General features: G+C 38.5%; 20 protein-coding genes. All 20 read right to left on the minus strand.

What is annotated here, in order from left to right; translation table 11 throughout:
* Positions 1 to 904: 904 nt before the first annotated feature.
* Positions 905 to 1,924 (minus strand): type II TA system antitoxin MqsA family protein, encoded by a 1,020-nt coding sequence (locus tag LSG31_RS19745; RefSeq protein WP_347436748.1) that lies wholly within the window; start codon positions 1,922 to 1,924, stop codon positions 905 to 907.
* 80 nt (positions 1,925 to 2,004) lie between these two features.
* On the minus strand, positions 2,005 to 2,328 hold the full coding sequence (locus tag LSG31_RS19750; protein ID WP_347436749.1) for a hypothetical protein: 324 nt from the start codon (positions 2,326 to 2,328) through the stop codon (positions 2,005 to 2,007).
* 651 nt (positions 2,329 to 2,979) lie between these two features.
* Entirely contained in the window at positions 2,980 to 3,945 is a 966-nt protein-coding gene (locus LSG31_RS19755) for a carbohydrate kinase family protein (RefSeq protein WP_347436750.1), read from the minus strand.
* 23 nt (positions 3,946 to 3,968) lie between these two features.
* Positions 3,969 to 5,678 (minus strand): sucrose-6-phosphate hydrolase, encoded by a 1,710-nt coding sequence (locus LSG31_RS19760; protein ID WP_347436751.1) that lies wholly within the window; start codon positions 5,676 to 5,678, stop codon positions 3,969 to 3,971.
* Between the two features lie 135 nt (positions 5,679 to 5,813).
* Positions 5,814 to 6,440, minus strand: a complete 627-nt coding sequence (locus tag LSG31_RS19765) for a recombinase family protein (RefSeq protein ID WP_347436752.1) — start codon at positions 6,438 to 6,440, stop codon at positions 5,814 to 5,816.
* A 49-nt stretch (positions 6,441 to 6,489) separates the two neighbouring features.
* The gene (locus tag LSG31_RS19770) at positions 6,490 to 6,786 is read right to left on the minus strand and encodes a type II toxin-antitoxin system VapC family toxin (protein WP_347436753.1); all 297 of its coding nucleotides are present in this window, start codon (positions 6,784 to 6,786) and stop codon (positions 6,490 to 6,492) included.
* Positions 6,787 to 6,887: 101 nt separating this feature from the next.
* A complete protein-coding gene (locus LSG31_RS19775) occupies positions 6,888 to 7,121 on the minus strand; it encodes a hypothetical protein (RefSeq protein WP_347436754.1) in 234 nt (77 codons plus the stop codon).
* 672 nt (positions 7,122 to 7,793) lie between these two features.
* Positions 7,794 to 8,624, minus strand: a complete 831-nt coding sequence (gene pheA / locus LSG31_RS19780) for a prephenate dehydratase (protein ID WP_347436755.1) — start codon at positions 8,622 to 8,624, stop codon at positions 7,794 to 7,796.
* Positions 8,625 to 8,740: 116 nt separating this feature from the next.
* The gene (gap, locus tag LSG31_RS19785) at positions 8,741 to 9,751 is read right to left on the minus strand and encodes a type I glyceraldehyde-3-phosphate dehydrogenase (protein ID WP_347436756.1); all 1,011 of its coding nucleotides are present in this window, start codon (positions 9,749 to 9,751) and stop codon (positions 8,741 to 8,743) included.
* 179 nt (positions 9,752 to 9,930) lie between these two features.
* A complete protein-coding gene (locus tag LSG31_RS19790; RefSeq protein ID WP_347436757.1) occupies positions 9,931 to 11,109 on the minus strand; it encodes an aromatic amino acid transaminase in 1,179 nt (392 codons plus the stop codon).
* The gene (locus LSG31_RS19795) at positions 11,060 to 12,973 is read right to left on the minus strand and encodes an FAD/NAD(P)-binding protein (protein ID WP_347439571.1); all 1,914 of its coding nucleotides are present in this window, start codon (positions 12,971 to 12,973) and stop codon (positions 11,060 to 11,062) included. The genes LSG31_RS19790 and LSG31_RS19795 overlap by 50 nt, the downstream gene beginning before the upstream one ends.
* A gap of 4 nt (positions 12,974 to 12,977) precedes the next feature.
* Entirely contained in the window at positions 12,978 to 13,595 is a 618-nt protein-coding gene (leuD, locus tag LSG31_RS19800; protein ID WP_347436758.1) for a 3-isopropylmalate dehydratase small subunit, read from the minus strand.
* An 18-nt stretch (positions 13,596 to 13,613) separates the two neighbouring features.
* Positions 13,614 to 15,014: a 3-isopropylmalate dehydratase large subunit gene (gene leuC / locus LSG31_RS19805; RefSeq protein ID WP_347436759.1), complete on the minus strand. Its 1,401-nt coding sequence runs from the start codon at positions 15,012 to 15,014 to the stop codon at positions 13,614 to 13,616.
* The gene (locus tag LSG31_RS19810; RefSeq protein WP_347436760.1) at positions 15,007 to 16,245 is read right to left on the minus strand and encodes an MFS transporter; all 1,239 of its coding nucleotides are present in this window, start codon (positions 16,243 to 16,245) and stop codon (positions 15,007 to 15,009) included. The genes leuC and LSG31_RS19810 overlap by 8 nt, the downstream gene beginning before the upstream one ends.
* 12 nt (positions 16,246 to 16,257) lie before the next feature.
* Positions 16,258 to 16,653 carry a cupin domain-containing protein gene (locus LSG31_RS19815; protein WP_347436761.1) on the minus strand — a complete coding sequence of 132 codons (396 nt, stop codon included), beginning with the start codon at positions 16,651 to 16,653 and terminating at the stop codon, positions 16,258 to 16,260.
* An 86-nt stretch (positions 16,654 to 16,739) separates the two neighbouring features.
* Entirely contained in the window at positions 16,740 to 17,771 is a 1,032-nt protein-coding gene (locus tag LSG31_RS19820) for a TauD/TfdA family dioxygenase (protein WP_347436762.1), read from the minus strand.
* A 2-nt stretch (positions 17,772 to 17,773) separates the two neighbouring features.
* Positions 17,774 to 18,361 (minus strand): cysteine hydrolase family protein, encoded by a 588-nt coding sequence (locus tag LSG31_RS19825; protein WP_347436763.1) that lies wholly within the window; start codon positions 18,359 to 18,361, stop codon positions 17,774 to 17,776.
* The gene (locus LSG31_RS19830) at positions 18,358 to 19,530 is read right to left on the minus strand and encodes a LeuA family protein (protein ID WP_347436764.1); all 1,173 of its coding nucleotides are present in this window, start codon (positions 19,528 to 19,530) and stop codon (positions 18,358 to 18,360) included. Before LSG31_RS19830 ends, LSG31_RS19825 begins: the two co-directional genes overlap by 4 nt.
* Before the next feature lie 359 nt (positions 19,531 to 19,889).
* The gene (locus LSG31_RS19835) at positions 19,890 to 20,522 is read right to left on the minus strand and encodes a helix-turn-helix transcriptional regulator (RefSeq protein WP_347436765.1); all 633 of its coding nucleotides are present in this window, start codon (positions 20,520 to 20,522) and stop codon (positions 19,890 to 19,892) included.
* 1,349 nt (positions 20,523 to 21,871) lie between these two features.
* Positions 21,872 to 22,147: a group II intron maturase-specific domain-containing protein gene (locus tag LSG31_RS19840; protein ID WP_347436766.1), complete on the minus strand. Its 276-nt coding sequence runs from the start codon at positions 22,145 to 22,147 to the stop codon at positions 21,872 to 21,874.
* Positions 22,148 to 22,152: the final 5 nt, after the last annotated feature.

Consider the following 22,152-nt stretch of genomic DNA (forward strand, 5'->3'; position numbering starts at 1 on the left):
ATAACATTTTTATACAGTTCTCACATTTACAATATCGTTTCGGCGAAGGGCGTCGATACCTAGAAAGTACGTAAATAAATCTACGGCCTCTACCTCCCCAGGGGAGTGGGGCTTTTCTTATTTAATACTTTACATTGGGGAGATTGTTGATATACCAAGGGTTAATACTGCTTTATTTAGGATTAATTCTGATTAAAATATGCCACCAATGATGAAGTTTGCCCCCAAAATGCCCCCAATCCTTCCCTCAAAATGCCCTTCCAAATTAGTAAAGTCCTATGGAATGGAGTAAATTTTGCATCATGTTTAAAAGAAAGTCATTTGAGATTATATTAATGAAAATATTTCTTGTAACGTCCTTGAAAAACCAATTTCGATTTTTCTGGGCGTGTTGTAGTTAATGTCAATAATTTAAAGCCAGCGGTTTTCAAGACCGCTAACTGGGTTCTCCTAAGCTTCTGTAACATCAAAAAATGGCTTAAAATCAAGGTTTTTATATTCACAACTCCATTAATTTTCTCTTAGCTTCTACCATTTGGGTAGAAGTTTTGGTAGAAGTTCTACCATCGCCGGGTAGCCACCCCGGCTTTTTTAATCTTAATTTAATATACGAAAGTGCAGGCCTTATTTTTTAAAAACAGACTTCATCAAAACGGACAACCTCACCAGATAAGCATACTAAACAAAAAGAAGCCATTACAGTTTTTTTAGAGTTCAAGAAGAGGCCACAGGTCTTGTTGAAATACCCGTTTGACCAGTTTTGTTTTTAACTTCATTATTTTGATTGGCATAGCTCAGAAATTGGCGCTGCCGGTGGTGTAAAGAATATCGATCCTGTCGTCGACTTCGTACCTCCAGTTATGAAAACACAGACCACTTATCGTGATCTGTTCTCCATAAGTTTTTAATGGAACTCACGCAATTCTTCGGCATATTTATAACTAATTGGTTGTTTTTCTTCTGTTTCTAACCATCCTATTTCATTATGTGCATATTCACTAATTTTCCGGGAACCATAATTTCTAAAGTGTGTTTCAATTTCTCGCATTGTTTCTAATTCATCTTCAGTAAAAATTGTTGAATCAAAGGGTTCAGAAGCTTTAACCATCATCATAGTCCAGCCTTCGTCATTCGTATGTTCATCAACTTCAATCACATTCATATGTTGTAAATGAGCTAAAATTAAATCATGATTCTTTGGCACCGGACCATATGGATATTTAACATAAGTTGTCCCGGTTATTGATACCGTTTGTCGTTTGAAATACAAAAAGTCACTATACCACAATAATTTCATAAGCTTTGTTTTCAAAACACCATTTGTCGTAAAATATAAAATCATATTAATGAACTTTTCTAAGGAAAAATCACTATAGCCAGCCAAATCCGTTACCTTATAAGGTTTAAAAATGGATTCAATAATTTGATCGTCTGTTTGAAATGAGTCTTCTGCATTTGTCCAAGCATCAAGTGCTGTTTCGACCATTTTTAATTCCCTACTGGATAGTGAACCTTTATTTCTGTTGAAGAATTCTAAAATAACATGTGGATGTTGCTGCAACCGCTTATAAAGCTCCAAATGGCTCGCTTGCGGCAAACTTCCGGATTCGTATCTAGTTACACTCGCAGGCCCAATATTCAACAACTTAGCAAAGGGTCTTACGCCCAATTTATATTGTTTCCTGACGTTTTGAATCTCAAGTGACGTCATACCATAATTTTCAGCATAAATTCGCGCTACATTAGCCATTGTTTCATTTTCCAATTCTTCAACATCAATTCGTGAACCACAATTGTTACAAATAGCTATCCTCCGTTCAGGAAGCTCAATATCCTGCCCCCTAAATCTAAATACCTGAGGTTCTTTTTTTATGGTGTAAGTATGCTCTGCACGACAAGATTCGCAATAATTCATTCTGTTCATTGCTATTTCCTCCTACCAAGGGTGGAATTTATATAAAGCAGGGGACAAGGCTTCCGAAAAACCTCGCCTTCCCTATGTATTTAATTCTGTGTATATCCTTCAGGATGAAACGAGATGCAAATACACAAATTTTGATCTATGGTTAACTTTATGTATGCGATTTTTTCGTTAAGTTCTTTCCTAAAGAACCAGACCAACTCCCCGGACCCTCTACGATCCAATTCAGGTGGCTTGTATTCGTCAGTAGGCTTTAACTTCATGATCTCCTGCCAAGCCCCTTTTCTGTCTTCAATTCCTAAATCAAAAATAGCTTGAACGGTATCATAATCGTTCCGCTTTGAAAAATAAGTACGTCCGTTAGAAATGAGTGCTTTTGCTTTCCGTAGAAATTCCGCTGTCGTCATCTATATGGTTCACCTCCTCTGACTAAATTATACCATCTGCATCTAAAAAGTGCAATCAATTGATTGCACTTTTTAGGACGCTGCATTTTAAGTAATCCGTACAATGAATTCACCCTTAGAATGATATCGAAAAACCCATAAATCCACACATCATTGAAACACAACTGAGGACGAATTACACTTCACCAATCCGTCCCCAGCCCTCCTTAACCTCACGCTCAAACCATTTAGATCAAGAATCGCTCTCCATATGTAAATGTAGCAAAATAACAAGGTACTGGAATTGCAATATTAGTACGGTAAATTTTTAGCTTTTCCCCAAGCTTTGCTTTGATTTTACTCGCTTTCTGCAATTACCGACGGGGACAAAGTTTGAAACTTTTCATTGTCGCTCTACCTTTAAGATTCGAGAAGTTCTTCTAGTCTTATCATCTGATCCATCACGTGATTTAAGAATTGAAATTGTTCTTCGGTATTTTCGTTACCAAATTTTCCAATCATGAACATGATGGGCTCTTGAATAACCAGAGATGTTTCTTTTTGCTCTAGAAGTTCATCTACGGTGGCCGTAATCAATATAGTTGTGTTACATTAAACCATATCAGCAGAGGATTATTGTAGCAAGATTTGGACTCCAATTGTGAATCGGGTTCATGATATTCCTAGAAGGTGATTATTTATTTCAGCCATGGATGGCATTGAAGGTATTCCTCCTTTCTTGGTAGTTGACAGCGCAGCCACGACATTAGCAAAACTAACATACTCTTTAATTCTTGTCCTACTTAATTGAGAGACATTGTTTAAAGTTACATCATCGGATATTTTATGTAGGATAGCAGCGACAAATGCGTCTCCAGCTCCGGTAGTGTCGACTGTATTAACTTTTATTCCTGGCACTATAGCTGATTCACCATTCAGTCGATAAAAACACCCTTGCGCACCCAACGTCACAAGAATAAGGTTTAGTCCAAAGCTCTTTTGAAGAATGCGACTGCCTATTTCAACATCAGACTCTCGAGTTAAAAAAAATAGCTCCTCTTCGGAAACCTTTAAAATATCCGCATATGATAAAGCCGACACAATCACCGTTTTTGCTTCATCTGAGCTACTCCATAGTGGAAGACGTAGATTTGGATCGTATGAAATTAACCCACCAAATTGTTTTGCAAATTCTACGGCTTTTAAAGTAGCCGCCCTTGCAGGTTCGTTTGTCATTGAAAGTGAGCCAAAATGGAATATACGAGCTTGGCGAATTAGGTCATATCGAACTTCATTTTCATTCAACGTCATATCAGCACCAGGATTCCGATAAAAACTGAAGCTCCTATCTCCGGATTCATCGAGATGGACAAATGCAAGAGTGGTTTTCACATTGTCAGAAAACACTAATCCAGTAGTGTCTATTTCATACGATTCCAGTGTTTCTTTGAGAGAAGTCCCAAACTTATCAAGTCCTACCTTTCCAATGAAAGCAGTTCTTCTACCCATTTTGGACAGTGCAACAAGAACATTCGCGGGTGCCCCACCTGGGTTAGCTAGAAATAAGTTTTTATGAAGATCGCTACCTTCCGGCGCAAAATCGATAAGGAGTTCTCCAAGTGCTATAACATCGTACATGATAACACCACCAATCTTGTTTTTTACCAAATGGACCTTAGATTCCATGCATCAAGAGAAACTATGCGAATGTCACTGCCATTACAAAAGAATTCGATTCCGTCAGCTTCGATACTCGGGTAAATATTATTTGACATAACTTGTTCACCGTCATTTACAAATACTTCGACGCAACACGTATCAACGAATATGTGTAATTTCAATGACTGGTCCATCTGATTTATTTTCATTTTACATACGCCACTACTGAAACCATCTGAGTGTGTTCTATCAAAAATTAGTTCTTGTCGTGCGATGGTATATTCAAGAGTGGTCTTCTGTTCACCATCTGGGGAACAACGAAGTTGAAATCCAAAGCTATCTAACATTTCACTAGCCCATTGGATCTCAACAAGAATCTCAATACTAGTACCACGTACGTGTACGGGTATCACAGATTGACAAGGGTGAACATTGAGATCTGTCAGTCGAAAATGATTCGTACGAAGCGATTTCAATTCTTCTATTGAACTAAACAATAAATAACCATTGGAACCGAGACTAATTTGACGCGGAATAGACATAGCACCGCACCAATTATTTTCTGATGTCGGACCAAAGGATTGGAACCATGGCATCCAATCCCATGCATTGGACCAACCAATAATTATCCTCCTACCTTGTGGATCAACGAATGATTGCGGTGCATAATATTCAAACCCACAATCCACCTCTCCCATGCGATCCCATGTGAATCTTCCTATGTCATAGTTCATATCCCCAATAAGATAAATGGTTTTTTTCTCTCCCATACCCATTGGAGAAAACATCAGTACATGTTTATCTCCTAGCGAGAACAAATCCGGGCATTCCCACATGCTTCCTAAACTTCCGTCACTTTCCGCAAGAACATTTATATATGACCAATTTCTTAAGTCCTCTGAGGAATATAGAAGGGCTTTTCCTTTACCATCTTTGCAAGAACCCACTACCATATACCACTTTCCATTATGTCTCCATACCTTCGGATCACGAAAATCATTTGAACCCTCCGCGGGCGGTGCAGGTATCACAGGATTACGTTCATATTTTTTAAAAACAATCCCGTCGTCGCTCATTGCTAGACATTGTGATTGAATCACCTTGTCACCACGAATAATGGTTCCGGTATAAATAAGATATAGGACTCCATCATGCTCAACTGCACTCCCAGAGAAACAACCGCCGCACTCATCTAAGTCATATTCCTCACTCGGAGCCAATGCAACTGGGAGATGCTCCCATGACACCAAATCCTTACTACGTGCGTGCCCCCAATGCATCGAACCCCATGTTGATCCGTATGGGAAATGTTGATAAAAGAGATGGTAATAACCCTTGTAAAAAATCAGTCCATTGGGGTCATTTATCCAGTATGCCGGCGCCATGAAATGATATTTTAATCTAAGAAAAACTCCAGATGCACCAAAATGATTTAAAATAGCTACAACGAGAAACGATGTAAAAATCGAACTTAATCGGCTAAAGCTAAAGGTAAAACCTACTCCTGTTGCACGAGCCCTTGTGGGAAATATTTCTGTTTGATACGTATGATACGTCGCAGAGAACATGTTGTTTAATAAAGTCAGTAGTATACCACACAAAACAATGAAAACTGGATTCTTTGTCACTGCAAAAAGAATCCCGACAACTGCAATGCCTGTAGTTTCAAAGGCAATCAAATATTTCCGTTCAAATTTTTCAATAACAGCCATTGCAAGTAATGGACCAAATGGATTAGCAATAGCCATCAAGAAAGTATAGAATAATGTGTGAACAAGGGTAATAGGGTGTTTTTGCCCATCCCCCCGAAAAGGTGGAATAACGGAAACAGCAACCTTTGTTCTAATCTAGCTTAACAAAGGTTGCTGATTTATACTCAATTCGTATTCCCTTACCCTTCTGTAAAAAGTGTTGCTTTTCATACCTACTATTTTCATGGCTTCCACAGCCGTTATCTTATTTTGTTTCCAGTCATGATAAACAGATTTAAATTTTTCATCAATCTCAAATTTCTTTCTTCCGAATCTGACCCCGTTCTGAATAGCAACTCGTATCCCTTCTTCTTGCCTTTCCTTTATTCTTTTCCGTTCATCTTCTGCCATATAACTTAATAATTGCAGTATTAAATCGGAGATTAAGGATTCAATACCGTTCAAATCCTTATACTTCATGGTATTAAGGAGTGGCATATCTAAAACAACGATATCAATTTTTTTTACCTTTATCAATTCCTGCCATTCTTCTAAGATCATTTGCTTATTTCGTCCCAGCCGATCCAGTGACTTAATATATAGAACGTCACCGTTCCTAAACATACGTTTCATTAATTGATATTCCGGTCTTTTAAAGTCTTTACCGCTTGCCTTTTCTATAAATATATACTCTTCATCAATTCCGATCTCTTTAGCGACAGAAATTTGTCTCTCTAAAGACTGGTCTTTGCTGCTGACTCTTGCATAAAAAAAATTTCTCATGGGTATCTCCTACGCTTTTGGATCTTCATTCATTTGCAATGATGAAGATCTATAATTTGATGAGGGGAATGCCATACTCGGATTGGACAAAATTCATGTCGTTATCACGAGATACTAAGGCGAGTTGATGTTCACGCGCACTAGCGATAATAATTGCATCTGGTGCTTTTAATTTTCGTCCATTCTGTTTTTGTTCTCTACGTATGTCACCCGCAGCACGAGCGATTTTAGAATCAATTCCAATGTATCGTTGATCATTGAGGAAACTAATTTCGTTGGAGACTTGTTCAATCTTTTGACCGCTGAAAATTTCACACTCAGTCATGGCAGATATATAGATATACATTCTGTCTCTGGCAGCCTACCTCAAAAAATCAACAACAGATTGGTCATTACAAAACAGTCCGATGATAATATTGGTGTCAAGCAAATAGCCCTTATCATTCATCAATCCCAATCCTCTTCCCTGTTTTTATTGATTCTTTCCTGCAAATCTTTTGCTTGTTCTTTAGTCAGGGTTCCGGCCCATTGGAGAAGATCGTCAATGTTATGATCCTCCTCGACTTCTACCGTGCCATTGTCCAGATCGATGATCATTCTGTTTTTCGGTAAATTCAATGAAGATAAAATGGAGCGAAGCGCACTGGCTGTATTTTGATCTAACTTTTTCGGAATAGCCATGAGTAAATTCCTCCCTGCTGAAACTTTAATATATCCATTATAATTTTGTTTCAAAATATATACAAGTTTAATGACGTGTTTCAAATTTAATTATGTTATACTTATGACATATAAATATCACGGTTAATAGAATCTTCAAAAAGTGTATTTTTTGAAAGACTGGCCTGAAACTCAGAGTGGATCAAGGAATATAGCTTATTCCAGCTTTTCGGTATATGCAAAAATACCCAAGATCCGTTTTGGTCTCAAATCCATAATCCTTTTGATCATAAAATAAAAAAAACCTATCCAAGTCATGGTATGTTTATCCTTTATATGGGGAAATTTCCAGATGCAGAGTACTATTCCTCGAATCGTTTCCGTATCCCCACCACACTTTTGAGGAACGGAAACTGGCCACGAATTACCGGAACGATTGGCCTACATATTTCCGGAGCAAGTGGCTGCTATTTACCGGAATAGGTGGCCATTTTGACCGGAATACGCAATTTTAGCTTACATCCGAAAAAATACGTTAAGCTAATTACATCTGAAAATGAGGTTCAATTAACCTGCTGGTATGGACAAAGGTAATTTAGTAAAATAAAAGGCTGACACCCGAACCAACGGTACATAGTGTAATCCAGAACGTCCCCGTTAAACGCATAAACAACGATCAAGTTTGAACTGTAATTATACAGGTTTACTAGCTTTGTAAATACCTAAAACGCGGATTTTATGACCTAACATACCAAGAATAGAGAGTGCTTTAGACATACACTCGTCTGTTTCTCCAGCTTCAACATCCAAATAGAACTGGTATGTTCCAAGTCTCGTCTTAGTCGGCCGAGATTCTATCCATGTCAGATTAAGATTTAATACAGAAAAAATGTTCAGGATGTTTGCAAGTGCTCCTTTGTACTCCTGACATGGAATAATTAACAGCATAGTTTTATCAGGGAAATCTAACGGTTCCTTCCCCTTAGTCACAACCACAAAGCGAGTGTGATTTACAGCTGTGTCTTGGATTTGATCAGCAAGTATTTGCAATCCAATTCGATTCGCCGCCCATGCGGATGCTACTGCACCCACATCAGTTCTACCTGATTTCTTTGCTTCTTCCGCAGCAGATGCTGTGCTCTCAAAGTGTTTAACAGTTGCTCCAATTTTTTTTATGAAGCTTCTACACTGGGCAATAGCAGGTGGAATAGACCATACCTCTCGAATATCACTAATCTTGGCCCCTGGAATACCAAGTAAGCACTGTGTGATGGATAAAGTGATTTCTCCCTGCACGAACAAATCAGCACTTTGAGTAATACGATCTAAAGTGAGGTTTATTGAACCATCAATCGTGTTTTCAATCTGTACAACACCTTTGTCAATCATGCCTGAATCTAATCCATCCAGAACATCTACTATAGTTTGAAACGGTAATAATTCCACATATTCATTGGAAGTATAACGGGAAGCTGCTTGTTCACTGAACGTACCAGCAGGTCCCAAATAACCAACTTTCTTCATGGTATCGCTCCATTCTTAGCAACTAACAAGAAATGATTTAATATTACAGGAGTTATGCACTTCGTGGCATAACTCCCGTTTCTTGGAAAAATGCATATTTATTTTTAAGACAGCTCTTACAAACCTCTGCTTGCAATAAAAGCTGCCAAATCTACAACACGGTTCGAGTATCCCCATTCATTGTCAAACCATGAAACCACTTTTACCATTGTTCCATCTATCACCATCGTTGATAAAGCATCAATTACTGAAGACAGTTTATTACCTTGATAATCCTTGGAAACAAGCGGTAATTCACTGTAACCCAAAATTCCTTTTAATGTACCTTCTGCGGCAGCTTTTAACGTATCATTGACTTCATCCCTAGTCACAACACAAGATACTTCAAAGCTTAAATCAACTGCGGATACGTTTGGTGTAGGAACACGCATAGAATAACCGTTTAGTTTACCATTCAACTCTGGCATTACAAGTCCAATTGCTTTTGCAGCGCCTGTGGTAGTTGGAATCATTGACAATGCAGCAGCACGAGCGCGACGCAAGTCGGTATGAGGTAGGTCAAGAATCTGCTGATCATTGGTATAAGAGTGTATTGTCGTCATTAATCCATGTTTAATACCGAATTTCTCATTTAAAACTTTTACAAATGGAGCTAAACAGTTTGTAGTACAAGAGGCATTTGAAATAATATTGTGAATTGCAGGATTATATTTGTCTTCGTTGACACCAAGAACAATCGTAATATCTTCGTTTTTTGCCGGGGCGGAAATGATGACTTTCTTTGCTCCACCACTAGTAATGTGTGTTTCTGCTTTTGTTTTATCAGTAAATCGTCCAGTGGATTCAATTACCAGTTCTACTCCGTATCTAGACCATGGTAAATCTGAAGGGTTACGCTCTGTAAGTACTTTTATTTCTTTATCATTTATAAATAGATTACCATCTTTTGCTTCAATATTTGCATTAAACTCTCCTTGAATAGAATCATACTTCAATAGATGCGCTAAAGTTTCAGCGTTCGTCAAATCATTAATTGCAACTATTTCAACATCATTACGTCCAAAAGCAGCACGGAACACGTTTCGACCAATACGTCCAAATCCATTAATCCCCACTTTAATGGTCATACAATTACCTCCATTTTTTTAAGAAAATACTCGCATCAGCATGATGAAACTAAAACACCTTGATGAATGCCGTAGTTTAGAATAAGCATAAATTTTTACTTTACAGGAAAAAATCAGATATTACTAAAAATTCAGTAGAAAATATCCTAAAGGCAACCTAGGATATTGGCAAATAACCCTTAGATAACGCACATAAGTGCTTCACAAAATCTTGGCATATTTGCAATGCTGAGGCTTGCAATACACATTCGCCCACTATCAAGAATATATATGCCTTGTTTATCTCTCAATGAGTCTATCTCTTGCTGTGAAAGGTTAAGACAAAGAAACATCCCTTGTTGTTGGCGATAAGAAAGAACCTTATCTATAATTCCAAATTTTGACATTTCAGAAAATAAAATACTACGACGTCGTTGAAGATCATTTCGAATACCTGCAAGTTCCTGCTGCCAATGGGCAAAACGGAGAGTATCGTTAATAATATGACTAACGATAAAGCTGCCATGTGTTGGTGGCATGGAATAGCTACTTCTAATTAATATTTTTATGGTTTTGTACCAATCTTCCAATTTATTTGTATCCTTAAAGATGAGTGTCAATGCTCCGGTTCGTTCATCGTAAATACCCATATTTTTCGAGAATGAACTACAGATTAAAAACATATCTAGGCGTTCCCTAAATGCAATAAATAGTTCAGCATCTTTTTGGAGTGAATGGGCAAATCCCTGATAAGCAAAATCGAATAATGGAATAAGCTTTCGCTCTGCACAAAAATCCGCAAATTTCTCCCACTGCGACAAAGTGGGATCAATACCTGTTGGATTATGACAGCAGGCATGGAGTAATACAAAGTCTCCCGGTCTGGCAGACTGTAAATCCTCAAAAATTGTTTCCATACATAATTGTTCCTGATTAGCTGGCTGATAACGATAATATCCAAAGCCACCCATGTGACTGTTCAAGACAGCAGGATGATTCTCCCATGTCGGTGAACTTAACCATATCCGCGCCGTCGGGAAGTAGTGATTTATCAATCGCCCGACAAGATGTAATGCACCACTAGCGCCTAAAGTTTGTATGACCTGAACATTACTATCTTCCCTTCTATTTATCATAGTAGGGAATAGAATAGTACGTACAGCTTGCTGATATTCTATTGTACCAGCAAGATTAAATGATGCTTTGCTGGCCTGGTTTTTTACTCGAAAATATTCAGCCTCTCGTACGGAGTCAAGAATAGGGCAACGGCCAGACTCATCTGTATAAACACCCACAGTCAGATTAAGTTTGTCAACACGTGGGTCCTGATTATAACGCTCTAGCAATTGCACAATACTGGTTTTTGTCCGAGTTGGCATCATATTCACCTGATTCATCGCTCCCTTGAAGAATATCAGCAGCAATTGCGTCTGCATCTATCATGAAATCAATCCATTTATGAGGACGGCTGCTACCAGATTGCATAAACCAACGTGTGTGTTCCGTTGGAATGCCAAGTACATATAGCCTGTCAGCTATTGTTCCATTTGCTCTAATTGGGTGAAATGGAGATGGCGTAACATTAACGCCTCCTGTTTCAAATTCAATATCATCATTTTTATTAACAAATGGTATAAAAATACCATTATTAATAAGTGATTGAGTCAAATTTGAACAATCACGATTAATATCGGTTGTCGGGATTCTTGCATCAATTACAACATTAAGGGCTACAGCAGAGTTATGTACATTCGGTGAAGATATATAAATACAATTATTGGTACTAGAAGGTTCAAGCTTAATTGAGGGTCCCACTACGGTTACAATATTCGCCCTCATCAAAGCTTGAAGCTGTAGACTACGAAAGGCTGGTGGCCCTGCGGAAAGAAAACCGCTAACAGGATTAAATTTATTTATGAACTCAAATTGATGTGAATTAGGATTAAGCCCACCGAAATCAACAAATGAACGAATCACTGATCTCGTGTTGCGAATCACATCAAGTGCCGCTTTTATTGGAGAACCAATATTGCCATGCATTGCTTCAGCATAGTCAGCTGCAAGTACAGAATACAACGTCTCGTTGAATGCTCCAATAGATGGAAACATACATCCTTTAAAGGGATCCGCGAGATGATAGATATTAATGGCTATTGGATAGGAGAGTCCAAGTATAAAAGCGAGTGTATTAACACCTTCTACAGAATCTACATGATATTTAATAACATTTTCGCGTAATAGCTGTGCTACCAATTCACCCTTTTCACGGCGTAATTTTGTCTCAGCATAAACTAGAGTTATTTCAGCTTCTAGTAACGGTAAAACATCACGATCAAAGTATACATCCCCGTGTTGACGGATATTTAAAGCGCGCTCTTGAGTAAAGATTACTGGGTGATATTCATAATTAAACGGCTTCTGATTACGACCACGTACTGGGACGGGCATTCCACTACGACTCCCTGCGTATATACGTGGCTCTCGGCCAGATGGACAATATATCATTGAACCATCATCCTTTTTTATGAACCTCCCCCCGCGCCCTATAGTAAGTTCAACCATTAGATCATAAAAGGTTAATCCCATACCGATGATGCCAACTTTTTGGTTCGGCTCAATAGACGATAAATCCATGTCAGCTACTGAGTCTCCCTGGATAAAGGTGACATCAGGTGTAGTAGATGCAAAATCATATATTGTTTTTTCAAGGGCTTGTAACCGGTTAATCGGATGTCCCGTTGCTAAAACTGTCCTATCAACCTCTAGTTCTTGATCATTAGAGAGATGTAACAATTGAGATGCATTTATTTCGTCCAAGCTTTCTACGCGAGCTGATACTTTATGCAAAGTAACAAAAGGCGGAAGAGTACGCTCTATAGCCGATAAAACGTACAGCAAGTATTCCCCATAATATGCACGAGGTGCATAGCCACCAAATTGTGAATAATCATCATGGTGCATTTGCCACCATTGGGCAAAAGAAGGACCATTACCAGGACGAGCTTCCTTACCGTCCCACATTCCAGAGAAAGCTGAAATTTCTTGAGCTACGGTGTTCATGAGAAGAAAAGGAGATTGTTCGGTAGACCATATTCTCCCAGTACCTATATGTCCATCATCAATTAGGAAAATTTCAACTTTCTCCCCATTTTCTAATTTAATTAAACGGGCTACTAATCTTTCAAGTACTGACATACCGCGGGGACCACTACCAATTATGGAAATTCGTAGCAATTTACTCATTATCTTATTTAGATTTAGCACTAGTGAGACTTACTCCTTTATGTAAAGTAGTGGTTAAGTGTATATTTCTTGATTCATATTCATTAATACACTCAATGTCCTCGAGGGTTTGGGCAATATCATCTAGATTGAGAATATATTTCCTCTTATAGTGTTGATCAATAATAGCAGGCAGTTTACATTCTTCAATACTAATAGTTTCATTTTCTAGATCAATTTTAATCAATGTTTTAGGATTACGACTTAGGATACTCCACAATGATTCAATTCCTTGCTCGGTCGTTTTTAATGGCAGCAGGTCGTTAATAATTGCATTTTTATAAAAAATATCACCAAAACTTTGTGCAATAACAACTTTAAAACCATAGTCTTTGATCGCCCAAACCGCATATTCTCGTGATGAACCAGTAGCAAATTCACGTCCAGCAACTAAAATAGTAGCACCAGAGTAACTTGGATCGTTTAATACAAAGGATGGGTCTAGACGCCAATCACCAAACAATGATCCACCATGTCCAATACGTTTTGGTTGATAGCAAAAGCGTGCAGGAATAATCTGATCCGTATCAATATTGTTTCTCAACAAAGGAAGACCGAATCCACTAATTTGTTCTCTGCTCATTTAATCCTTCCTCCATTATTATAAATCTGATGGACAAGCAATTCGCCCCATGATCGCACTGGCTGCTGCCACAGCAGGTGAAGCAATATGCGTCATTGCACCTGTTCCCTGTCGTCCCTCAAAATTTCGATTACTGGTCGAGACAGATCGTTGCCCTTCCCTCATACTATCTTCATTAAGACCACAACACATTGAACAACCCGGTAAAGAACGGAAGTCCGCCCCAGCCTCTTTGAATATTTTATCCAGTCCTTCACGAATTGCCTGGTCTCGCACTTTAATGGAGCCAGGAACGATCACCATATCCACATTTAAATAAACAGATCGCCCCTCCAAGATTCCTGCAACAACTCGCAAATCCTCTATGCGTCCATTAGTACAAGATCCGATAAATACTTTATCTATCAAGATGTCTTGGAGAGATTGACCTGGCTTCAGTTTCATATATTCGAGAGCACGCTTAGCTGCCTGTTGCTGACTTGTATCACTATAATCAGTGAAATCTGGAATTCTTTCATTGAAACAGATATTTTGAGACGGATTTGTACCCCATGTAACGTTCTCATTGACTACGGCGGCATCAATTACAATTTCTTTATCAAAAATTGCGTCAGAATTGCTTACAAAAGTACGCCATCTTTCAATTTCTTCCTCTAAAGGTGGACGCCCATTGGATACGAATATCTTACGTAGATAGTCTATGGTAACGTCATCAACACCTATAATTCCTGCACTTGCACCTGCTTCTACTGACATGTTACACAATGTCATACGAGCTTCCATGCTGAGCGAATGAATTGCATTGCCTGTATATTCTATGACATACCCAATACCACCACCTGTACCTATGTGGCGAATAATATACAGTGCCAAATCTTTTGCTGAAATGTTTGCTCGTAGACTATTTTCTACTGTGATACGCATAGACTTGAACTTTTGAAATCTTAAAGTTTGGGTTGCCAACACGTGTTCAACTTGGCTTGTGCCAATACCAAACGCAAGTAAAGCCAATGCGCCATGCGTAGTTGTGTGTGAGTCACAGCAGACTAGTGTTGTACCAGGAAGCACAAGCCCCTGCTCAGGTGCAATTACGTGTGTAATACCTTGACCAGGTTCACCGAGCTTGTATAAAGGGATACCAAATTCAGAACAATTATGACGCAATAAATCAACCTGTTGTCTGCGTAGCACATCACCTTGTAGTGCTTCAATTGAACGAGTTGGCGTGTTGTGATCTTCGGTTGCTACAGTTAAATCTGGCCGTCGCACTATCCGTTTATCAGCACGCAAACTATCAAACGCTTGAGGAGTATTAATTTCATGCAACAAATGCATATCAAAATAAATCAAATCCTCAGTATCTCCTAAATGCTTCACACAATGGGACTGCCAGATTTTTTCAAGTAAAGTATTAGCCATTGCTTACACCTTCTGTATTGGTAGGTATTTTGACAAATTCGATCATAAGTGGCAAAGCAATTAGAGATGCAACACCTACTACGATCCATACTCCATTCCATGAAGATAGTCTCAATATGAATGGAATCATATAAGGTATGATAAAAGACACTGCAAAAACAGTGGTCCCCATCATTCCTAAAGCTCTACCTGCATATCGTACACCTGCAGTCACAGCAATCTCGGTATATCCAATACCATGCCATGCATTCCCAGCGAGCCCAGTGATAACTAACAAAGATACTACGACGTACGCATTCTGATCGGATACCAAACCAAGCGTTATACCTGCTATTCCAGCAATTATTGCAATAATGCTAATTACTTTTCGTCGATTTTTATGCTTATCCGTAAGGCGCCCCGTAATAATTCGCAAACACCCGCCACCTAAATTAATACAAAAATTTATAATAGAAATGGTGACTAGATTTAGATGGTGCTTATCAGAAAGAAATACAGACGAAAAAGTTAGGACTGACATCTGAGGAAAAGTTAATACGGCTCCAGCTAGAGCAACCTTCCATACTGTAATTCGTTTAAATGGTGACTTTACTTCCGTATGTGATGCCCCTTTAGAAGTGTTTGATATCTTAAGTTCTACCAGCCAAAACCATACACATATGGAAACGATAAAGCTTAAAACGGCAAGAGTTAAAAATGCGCGACCGAACCCGTAGACTGAAGCTACATACGGAATTAATAATGAACCAATTGCTGCGCCGACAGGAATAGCCGTCTGGCGAATACTCATCGCAAAACCTCGTTCATTGTCCTGAAACCATGACATGACGGCACGACCAGAGGAAGAGTTGATACTTCCTCCTACAGCTCCTGCAACCATCAAAAGTATTCCCAAAGATAAATAATTCGGAAACATACCTGCTTTTGGTACAAAACCAAAACAGATAATCAAAAACGTAGCTCCCATTGATACTAGACCAATAATCAGAACGACCTTATCCCCAAGTTTATCTGTCAATATCCCCCAGACAATTTCTGAAATCGCAACACCCAACCCCATAGATCCGAGGACAAACCCTAACTGACTTATGGAAAAATGATAATCAGTACGCATAATCACTGCAGAAATAGGAATGCCTGCAAATCCTACAGCAAAAGTGATTTGTGCAAGAACACCAATAGATAATATAAGCCACCGATACCTAGATGTAGGCGAATAATTTGTCTCCATTTGAATCTCCTTTCATGCCTCAATAGTTTGAGGAGGTTTTTCCCAAATAATTAACGCCAAGCAACCAGTTTCACTTCGTGAACTATGTTGACTACCCGGAGGCAACAACATCAGGTCATTCTTTTTTACTACACCTTGATTAGTGATCATCTCTCCATCAAAAATATAGGCAAGCTCAAAACCCGTATGTACATGAAGTGGAGATTGTCCCCCCGGTTGATAACGAACGAGGGCAGCACCAGAACCTCCCGTTTCCTCAGGACGAAATAACCAATGGATTTCTGATTTTGACCGAGCTTTTGCACTAAATGATGTAAATTCAATTTCTGTTTCAGAAAGGATGCCTAATTGATTCTCCTTAAGAAGTACTGGCAACCCTTGTATAAGGTTACGCAATTGATTGTTCATAAGACCAACCTACCTTTCCATTCTTAAATTTTTAAACTAAAATAGTTAAAGACACTTGAACTTTTTATAAGTCCTTATAGCATTGATTATTTAATGGGGGATATTGCCAGTAGTTCATCACTCACGTAGCCATAAATACCATTAACCCAATAATTTGCGTACGTATCAGCTACTGCAGGATCTTTGAATGTATAGGTTTTTAAAAGCCAACGCTTAGATGCATCTTCAGGATTGTTTACTTCAATGCGTTCGCGATTATGAAGTCCATATTGATTTGAAAAAACAAACAAATCACCGTATTCAATTCGATGACGAACTTTAGGTGACTTAATTATGGCATCCTTGAATGCTAGCAACGCTTCAACTGCGCCAAGAGGTGCATTGGCCACAGGCTTAGTAAGAGTATCCTGGAAACAAATCATTCCATCTTTAAGGATGGCATGTACACTCGACTTATCCCAATTTTTTACCTTTTCTCGTGTTAAATCATCTACTTCAGTGTAATACCACTTTTCACTTAGAACCCGAATCTGCTCTGGTGATAAGTTACTAATGATATCTTGACCATCAACATAAGTGGTATAAACTAAATCATTTGATGGACAACGCACCCCCAAGAGGGTTATATAATCAGCTCTCACTGGATGACTAGTACGATCATTGTGGAAAATTAAATCACCATCAGTAAAGCCTGTACGTTTACCCCGAAAACGATTAATACTCACTACATCAGTAAAAAAGTCCCCATTATTACGGGATGCATAAGACAACAGTGGAGTATTAAGAAGGTAAGCGAATGTTCCTAAAAATGCCTCTCCAAGAAAAGTTTTCTTCAATCGATACTTATCATTCACTGGATCATCGTGATTCAATTCTGGAATATCAGTATCAATAGGACAATTCTTCAGAACATGAACATGTTTGCCATTTGCTCTATCAGCACGAATATGTTCGCATAATGTAATAAAGTAATCAGGCATTAAGCCATCTTGAATGGTACGTATCATTCTGTCTTCAAAAATGGAATATTCCACATACGGTGAGATTGTAGCGACACTGGAAAGTGTCGAACTTAAATCGTTACGTTGCCCATCTGTAAAAATGTGATATGCTTTCACAGCTAAACTTCCTCCTCCATAATTAATTGTTCAAGGCAATAAATATCCGAAAGTTTTTCAATAACGGTCATAGCACATTCATGACTATAGGAATCGCTTGATGAAATACAATCTGACAGAGGCCTAACCTCATAACCTCGGTCATGTCCGCTTAATACAGCACTCAATACAACGAATTCTGTTGATACTCCACACAAATAAATTGTATCAATATCCATTGCACGTAAAATTGTTTCTAAATTCGTGTTATAGAAAGGATCAATACGGTTTTTTGTAATGACAATTTCATTTGGCAAGGGTCGGAGTGCATCATGTACCTGTGTTGCCCACGTACCTAGCAAAACCTGCTGTTTACTTTTTACATGACGAAACAGTTTTGATCGTTCACACCATTCTGGATATCCTTGGCTAAAACCAACAATTACATAAATTACTGGAATACCAACTTTTCGACAGTGGTATATAGCTTGAGCAGTATGAGTAACTGTTTGTCGTTCCTGTGCCTGTTCATAAAAACCATCTTTTCCTACACTTCCATGTTCATGAACAAGATCATTAATTAAATCAAGCACAAGTAATGCCTTCTTCATAAGACTCCTACCTCAAAAGTTTGAAATTCAAGTTCATTCTGAATCTTCTGCGTAAAAGTAATTAAATCATCACATGAACTTGAATGATTTATAAACTTTTCATATAGATGATTAATTTCTTTATCGCTTGGTGATACACCTAGTTCCTGAAGAAGATGACGAATTATAGTCCTCCCTGAATGACGGGTTACTAAAAGTTGTCTTTCTCTACCTATATCCATAGGTTTTACGTATTCATAGGTATCAGGATCATTTAAAATTCCTTGCTGGTGAATACCAGCTGCAGTACTAAAAACATATTTTCCAAACAAGGGCTGCATACGGCATTCTTCCAATTTAATGAGATCTCTTAATGTAAGATAAATTTTATATAACTTGTCAAGTTGGATGGTAGTACCTAGTTCGTATTCGTCTCCCTTGTAATAAAGAAATGCTGCAACTTGTTCTAGTGAAGTATTTCCTGCTCGCTCACCTATTCCACCAATGGTTGCCTGAATCTCGTCCGCACCGGCTTTAATGCCTTCTAAAGCATTTGCAACACCAAGACCAAGATCATTATGGCAATGTGTCGAAACTTTAATATTAGGCCCAACTATCTCACGTACGTAACGAATTAAATTGCCAAATGAAGTGGGGGTTGCATATCCAGTGGTATCAGCAAGAATAATCTGGTTTGCACCCGCCTGTATAGATATTCTAGTAATAGCTTCAATATAATCATACTGAGCACGACTAGCATCCTCTATTCCTACAGCGATATTAGTAAGACCCTGTTCCTTTGCATAAGTTACTGCTTCAGTTATTTCAGCAAGCCCTTCCTCACGCGTGATATGACGCTTGTTTTTTAAATGTAGATCACTACCAGTAGCAACCAACATAACAAGATGCCGATCACTATGCCCACCAGCATCCAAAGCGATTTTAACATCCTTTACTTGAGTGCGAGAAAATGTGGCAAATGATGCCTTCTTCAGCCGGGAACTGATCATCTGGGTTGCTAAAAAATCAACATGCGATGATGCAGGGAATCCTGTTTCGATTGTATCTACTCCAGCATCTTCAAGCATCAGAGCTAATTTTAATTTTTGTTCCGGAGTCATAGCATTACCAGGAGCTTGTTCACCATCTCTGAGTGTAGTATCAAGAAAACTAATCAAACGCTTTGACATTCCATCACATCCTTAATAATAATTTTTACAAGTAGTAAAACCCAAGTAAATTTATTGATTTGGGGCCTTCAGAATCCAAATTTCATTCGTAATTGCTCTCACTACTAATATATAAATTTTCCGAAAATGTGTATATATCCCATATGGGATATTATTGCTAAAAATAGCTTGACCATGACATTGCTTGATTAGAGTCTTAAAAGACCTAAATCTAAAAGTGTGTTGCACCTCATTTTCTTTGATATCGTAAAAATAACATAGTTTCACGGCTTACGATGCGAACATGACCAAACACGAAAGAGGACCTCACCCACTTGGTCGTGGATGAAGCCCTCAATGAAATATCAAATAAAACATATTCAAGTAAGGAATTTCTTAAAAAACTGCCCTTTATCGCGGACGCCAGTTTTAGCGTACACTTTTTTCAACATATTCCGTACAGTTCCTTCCGTAATCCCCATCAAATGAGCCATTTGTAAAACGCTTTTATTTTGCAGCCATCCAAAAGCCACTTCTCTTTCCCGATTGGACAGGTTATAGGGTTTAAACAACAAATAAGCCGCTTCCTTGTTTATGGACTCTCTGCTTTTTTTCAACTTTCTCTCTAATTTCTCGATCATCTTTTTTAAAAGGGGGACTGCAAATGTCACATCTACGTCTGTGCTAAATGATAAATCTATATATCCGATAATTTCCTCATCAATCGTACGAACAGGCGAACATATGCAATTCCAGTCTTTAAAAAACCGCATCGTGTGTTGAACGCCCTGAACTACTACTGTGGAATGTAGTTGCATCGCCAAAGAGATACCATTAATTCCCGCATACTCGAATGCAAAGGAAGTTCCCATATTGACATTGTTTCCGCAGGCCTTATCTATAATTTCAGCTTGCCCGATTAAATGAATCGCGGTTCCGTTCGAATCGGTGATCATAAATAGATGTGGAATACCGATCTCGGTATAAACCGATGAAAGGTCCTGCGTCGCCATAGCAATAAAATCCCTATTATGTTTTAAAATATGTTCCATATCTTTCGAGGATAATCTTTGAGGTATGTACTCGGCGTTCAGATATTTGAAACTTTGCTCCCTAGCTGTTATGGTATAGTGGTCCAAATCAGACAACTCAGACCAACAACGTTGAAACTGTTCAGCCCGTCCAAAAATACTCATACGATTGCCCCTTTTATCTACAGAAAGTGCTTTAAGTCATATCTTTTATCCTACATAGTCTTAAAAAGAGTGCTACCAAGAACGGGACGAATACGCGAGACAGATTTTGTTTTCAATATCCCGTATCACTACCCGCATCGTAAAAGGCTGCCGTTAGTTAATTATCTAAGCACTACTTACGTTATATTGGGAAATCCATTAATTAATCATATTTCCCCCTTATATATTCATTTAATATGCTATTTATAATATGAATTATGTGGTAACCCTGATTCTCTATCCAGTTACGAATTATAATACAAGTAATATTACTTTTGTGTCGAAACGTGTCACCTAAAAGAATTTTTACGGTACCTTAACAAAATGATAAAAAACCTACACTAATATAAATTATAGAGAGTAAGGCTGATTCTTCCTGGAGGTTCGGCTTTTTATGTATCTTTTTCCTCGATCCTACACGAATTTAAAAATTAGAAGATTTAGAGCCCCCGACAAAATTCCTAAGTTCTCTAAAATACTGGCCTATAAAGAATACGCCAGATGACATTGATCCCGCTCTCCTCTCGGAGAATGAGATCTTTTTATTTTTTCAAATTCCAAATCAGTCGATTTAAGGCCATTTTTTCTATTTTATCAAGTTGTACCAACGAAATATTAACAGTAAATTTATGGGTGATGGGAAGTTGTCACTTTTGGAAAAAAAGAAAAGCCATGATTATTTTACTCAGGTAAAATGGAGGTACCACCCAACCACTACGAGAGGAAAGACAAATCATGACTACCATCATTATACCAAAATCCTATTCAAATGTAATCTACCTTCAATCTTCCTTTTGTTTTCAGGAGCCCTTCATTCCCGAATATATTCTTGAACATCCATTCGCCAAAGTATCACTGAACTTCCTACGGAAAGCAGTCTTTGCTTCCTGTGAACAAGAGTTTTTCGAAGCTCACTATGCCTTTTATAAGAAGAAGCATGAAAAACAAGAAAAAGGTCTGTTCGACCTTCCTGCTGAGTGGGATCGACCGATAAAAAAAATATAACCGAAAGGACGGAAAGGAACCGACTTTTATGGGTAAGTAGCCCTGGGGAATTTCACCACAAGGCTCTCTCAGAACCGGACTTGAACCTCTCAGCTCATCCGGCTCCCATTATCCAGCCCAACTTAGAAACCCCATCTCCCACTGCACGAATAGCGTTGGCTCTCTCTGAGCAATCCTGCCAAGCCAGTCCAACGCTCGCTTGCGCCGCTTTCTATATCTTTTATACTTGCCATCAATGCTCGATTCATGCGTCTGTACACGGAGTACAGTTCCGATTTGTAAAAGCGTCCGTAGTAATTCACCCAGCCTCTGAGCACTGGATTGAACATTTTCGACAGGTCTTCCAAGGTCTTATCAGATTTTAGCTGTACATACCAATCACGAATTGTCTGTCGCATAGCTT

Origin of the sequence: Fodinisporobacter ferrooxydans, from assembly GCF_022818495.1 — a bacterium.
Lineage (GTDB): Bacteria > Bacillota > Bacilli > Tumebacillales > MYW30-H2 > Fodinisporobacter > Fodinisporobacter ferrooxydans.